Source organism: Rhizobacter sp. P2_H3 (genome assembly GCF_056403355.1).
Map to the genome: position 1 here is coordinate 1 of NZ_JBFUFQ010000370.1, position 3719 is coordinate 3719.

General features: G+C 69.6%; 6 protein-coding genes. 2 read left to right on the forward strand and 4 right to left on the reverse strand.

The window, feature by feature from the left end:
* Positions 1-133 precede the first annotated feature (133 nt).
* Genes AC1D1T_RS30990 through AC1D1T_RS31000 form a run of 3 tightly spaced genes read right to left on the reverse strand, consistent with a single transcriptional unit; the run spans position 134 to position 2258 of the window.
* Positions 134-685 carry a chromate transporter gene (locus AC1D1T_RS30990; protein WP_477828242.1) on the reverse strand — a complete coding sequence of 184 codons (552 nt, stop codon included), beginning with the start codon at positions 683-685 and terminating at the stop codon, positions 134-136.
* Positions 682-1254 (reverse strand): chromate transporter, encoded by a 573-nt coding sequence (locus AC1D1T_RS30995; protein ID WP_477828243.1) that lies wholly within the window; start codon positions 1252-1254, stop codon positions 682-684. The genes AC1D1T_RS30990 and AC1D1T_RS30995 overlap by 4 nt, the downstream gene beginning before the upstream one ends.
* Positions 1251-2258 (reverse strand): D-2-hydroxyacid dehydrogenase family protein, encoded by a 1008-nt coding sequence (locus AC1D1T_RS31000; protein ID WP_465111671.1) that lies wholly within the window; start codon positions 2256-2258, stop codon positions 1251-1253. Before AC1D1T_RS31000 ends, AC1D1T_RS30995 begins: the two co-directional genes overlap by 4 nt.
* Positions 2259-2351: 93 nt before the next feature.
* Here AC1D1T_RS31000 and AC1D1T_RS31005 point away from each other — a divergent pair, with 93 nt between their 5' ends.
* A complete protein-coding gene (locus AC1D1T_RS31005; RefSeq protein WP_047513318.1) occupies positions 2352-2864 on the forward strand; it encodes a DUF1993 domain-containing protein in 513 nt (170 codons plus the stop codon).
* Between the two features lie 10 nt (positions 2865-2874).
* Here AC1D1T_RS31005 and AC1D1T_RS31010 read toward each other — a convergent pair whose 3' ends face one another.
* Positions 2875-3333: a hypothetical protein gene (locus AC1D1T_RS31010; protein ID WP_477829221.1), complete on the reverse strand. Its 459-nt coding sequence runs from the start codon at positions 3331-3333 to the stop codon at positions 2875-2877.
* 44 nt (positions 3334-3377) lie between these two features.
* Between AC1D1T_RS31010 and AC1D1T_RS31015 the strand changes: the two genes are divergently transcribed.
* On the forward strand, positions 3378-3719 hold a 342-nt coding region (locus AC1D1T_RS31015; protein WP_477993220.1), incomplete at its 3' end, for a penicillin acylase family protein.

A 3719-nucleotide genomic window follows, 5' to 3' on the forward strand; every position in this document is an offset into this window, starting at 1 on the left:
GCCAGTTCCGGCGCCCCGTCCTGATTGGCGCTCCACAGACTCCCCGCACCCGCCTTCTGCCACCGCCCTGCCTTTTGGGAGGTGACAAGCGAACAAGTGGGGGTTGAGCCCGGGTTGTCACCCGGGCTACGAATCAGACCCAGCCGAGCGCGCCGACCACCGCGCCGAGTGCCACCATCCACAGCGGGCTCAGGCGCGTCTTCAGCATCACCGCGATCGTCAGCCCGATCAGCACGATCGCACCGGGCTCGCTGCGCACCGGGTCCGAGAGGATCCAGCCGGTGGCCAGCAGCAGGCCGAGCGTCAACGGCGCGAGGCCGGTCTTGAAGGCCCGCACGCCCAGCGTCTCGCGCCGCGAATGGCCCCAGCGCGTGGCCCACAGCGCGAGCGTGGTCGACGGCAGCATGATGCCCAGCAGCGTGACCGCCGCACCCGCGAGCCCCGCCGCATTGAAGCCGAGCACCGCGACGAACAGCACGTTCGGCCCCGGTGCCGCTTGCGCCAGCGCGACCGAGGCGGTGAACAGGTCATCGCTCAGCCAGTGCCGCTCGCCGACCAGGTAGCGGTGCATGTCGGGCGCGGTGGTGATCGCACCGCCGACGGCCAGCAGGCTCAGCATCAGGAAGTGGGTGAACAGCGCGAACAGGTCGTTCGCACTCAGGCCATGCAGGTCGAACAGGCTCACCGCCGCAGCCTCCACCACGCCGCCGCGATGCCGACGGCGCCCAGCCCCGCCAGCACCCACACCAGCGGCCAGCGCATCAGCGCGACCATCACGAAGGTGCAGGCGCCGATCGCGAGGCTGAGCGGCAGGCCCATCTCGTTGCGCTTCAGGCTGGTGGCGAGCTTCAGGCCGGTCGCGATGATCAGCCCCGCCGAGACCGCGCCCATGCCGCGCAGGGCGCCGCTGACCAGCGGTTGCTGCGCGGCCCGTGCGTACAGCGCCGCCAGCACCAGCACGATGACGAGCGGCGCGAGCATCATGCCGGCCAGCGCGGTGAACGCGCCGCGCAGCCCGAAGAAGCGGTCGCCGATCATCAGCGACAGGTTCACGATGTTCGGCCCCGGCAGCACCTGGGCGACCGACAGGATCTCGACGAACTCGTCGCGGTCGAGCCAGCGCTCGCGCTCGACCAGCTCGCGCTGCGCCACCGCCAGCACGCCGCCGAAGCCCTGCAGCGCGAGGCGGTTGAAGACGCGGAACAGCTCGCCGAGCGAGCCCGGCTGGCGCGACTCCAGCACCGGATCGCTCAACGGATGACCCGCAGCGCTTCCGGGTTCACCAGTTGCGTCGGCGTGCCGTTGATGAAGTTGATGACGTTGTCGAAGGCCGCGCTGAAGTACAGCTCGTAGCTGTCCTGCTCCACGTAGCCGATGTGCGGCGTGCACACCGCATTCTCGAGCCGCAGCAGCGGGTGGCCCTGCAGGATCGGCTCGCTCTCGAACACGTCGACCGCCGCCATGCCGGGCTTGCCGCGGTTCAGCGCCGAGACCAGCGCACCTTCCTCGACCAGCTCGGCGCGCGAGGTGTTGACCAGCAGCGCGGTCGGCTTCATGCGGGCGAGGTCGTCGGAGGTCACGATGCCGCGCGTCGCGTCGACCAGCCGCAGGTGCAGCGACAGCACATCGCAGGTCTCGAAGAAGGCGTCGCGCGATTCGGCGGCCTGGTGGCCGTCGGCGCGCGCCTTCTCGCGCGAGGCCTCGCTGCCCCACACCACCACCTGCATGCCGAAGGCGCGGCCGTAGCCGGCCACCAGCTGCCCGATCTTGCCGTAGCCCCACAGGCCGAGGGTCTTGCCCTTGAGCACCATGCCGAGGCTGAAGTTGGCCGGCATCGAGGCCGCCTTCAGGCCCGACTGCTGCCACGCGCCGTGCTTCAGGTTGCCGATGTACTGCGGCAGCCGGCGCATCGCCGACATGATCAGCGCCCAGGTCAGCTCGGCCGGCGCGACCGGCGAGCCGACGCCTTCGGCCACCGCGATGCCCAGGCGCGTGCAGGTCTCGAGGTCGATGTGCGAGCCGACGCGGCCGGTCTGCGAGATCAGCTTGAGCTTGGGCAGCTTTTCAAGCAGCTGGCGCGGGAACTGGGTGCGTTCGCGGATCAGCACCAGCACCTCGGCGTCGCGCAGGCGCACCGCCAGCTGGCCGATGCCCTTGACGGTGTTGGTGAACACCTTGGCATTCAAGTGCTCCAGGCGCCGGGCGCACCTGAGCTTGCGGACCGCATCTTGGTAGTCGTCGAGGATGATGATGTTCACGGCTTTGATTGTGCATGCTCGCCAGCAGGAAGCGGCGAGGACGGCTAGCATCCGGCCCCACACCCCTTCTCACACAACCCTCCGGAGACCGCAATGCCCCTCACCATGTACTCGGCCAGCGTGCCGATCTTCCTGCGCAGCCTCGACAACATCGGCAAGTGGCTGGACAAGGCCGAAGCCTGCGCGCAGGCGAAGAAGTTCGACGTCAGCGTGCTGCTCGGCACGCGCCTGGCGCCCGACATGCTGCCGTTCACACGGCAGGTGCAGCTGACCAGCGACGCAGCCAAGTTCGCCGCGGCCCGGCTGGCCGGCATCGAGGCGCCGAAGTTCGACGACGTGGAGACGACGCTGCCCGAGTTGCGCGAGCGCATCGCGAAGACGGTGGCTTTCCTGGAGTCCGTGCCGGCCGAGAAGATCATCGGCAGCGACGACCGGGATGTGACGATCCCGCGCCGCGACGGCCCGCTGACGCTGAAGGGCGAGGTCTACCTGCGCACCTTCGTGCTGCCGAACTTCTTCTTCCACGCGACGACGATCTATGCGCTGCTGCGCCACAACGGCGTCGAGTTGGGGAAGAGTGATTACCTCGGGCCGCTGGGCGGCTGAACCGGCAGGCCTACAGCGGTACGAATTCGGTGTCGCGGCCGGCCATCGGGAAGGCCGCGTCGAGCTGGCGGCGTACCGCCTTGCATCGCTCGGGCGGCAGCACGGCGAGCAGCGTTTCGCTCAGTTCGAGCAGCTCGCCGATGTCGCCCGCGATGCGCAGCTGGCGCTGCAGCAGCGCGGCCGAGGCGCCTTGCAGGCCCGAGGCCGATTCCATGAAGCACTGCTTCATCTCGACGAAGACGCGCCGTGCGGCCACACGGGCCAGTCGCTCATGGGGCATCCCGGGGATGTTCTGCAGCGCGGCGGCGTCGAGGTCGAACGAAAGGCGTGCGTTTTTCATGGCGATGGGCGTGTGACTCACGTGCATGGCTTTCGGCCGGTGCGCGCGCAGGTGTAGATCCGCTGGCATTCTGTGCAGGGCGCCGTGCCGCAGATCGCACGAAATGAGGCACTTCTGGCGGCTGTTCATCGGCCCGGCTGCGCCGCATGGCACCGAACACGAGGGAACGAACGATGAAATGGCTGAAGCGCGGGGCCCTCGGGCTGGTGATCGGGCTGTTGCTGGCGGTGGCCCTGCTGGGGCTGTATGCCTGGCGCACGCTGCCGCAGGTCGACGGCGGGCAGCGCGTCGACGGGCTGCGCGGCGAGGTGCGCATCGAGCGCGATGCGCAGGGCGTGCCGACCATCCACGCGGCGTCGCGCGAGGACGCGATGTTCGGCCTCGGCTTCGCCCATGCGCAGGACCGGCTGTGGCAGCTGGAGACGCACCGCCGCATCGGCGCCGGCCAGCTGGCCGAGGCGTTCGGCGAGCCGGCGCTCGAGACCGACCGCTTCCTGCGCGCCCTCGGCGTGCGC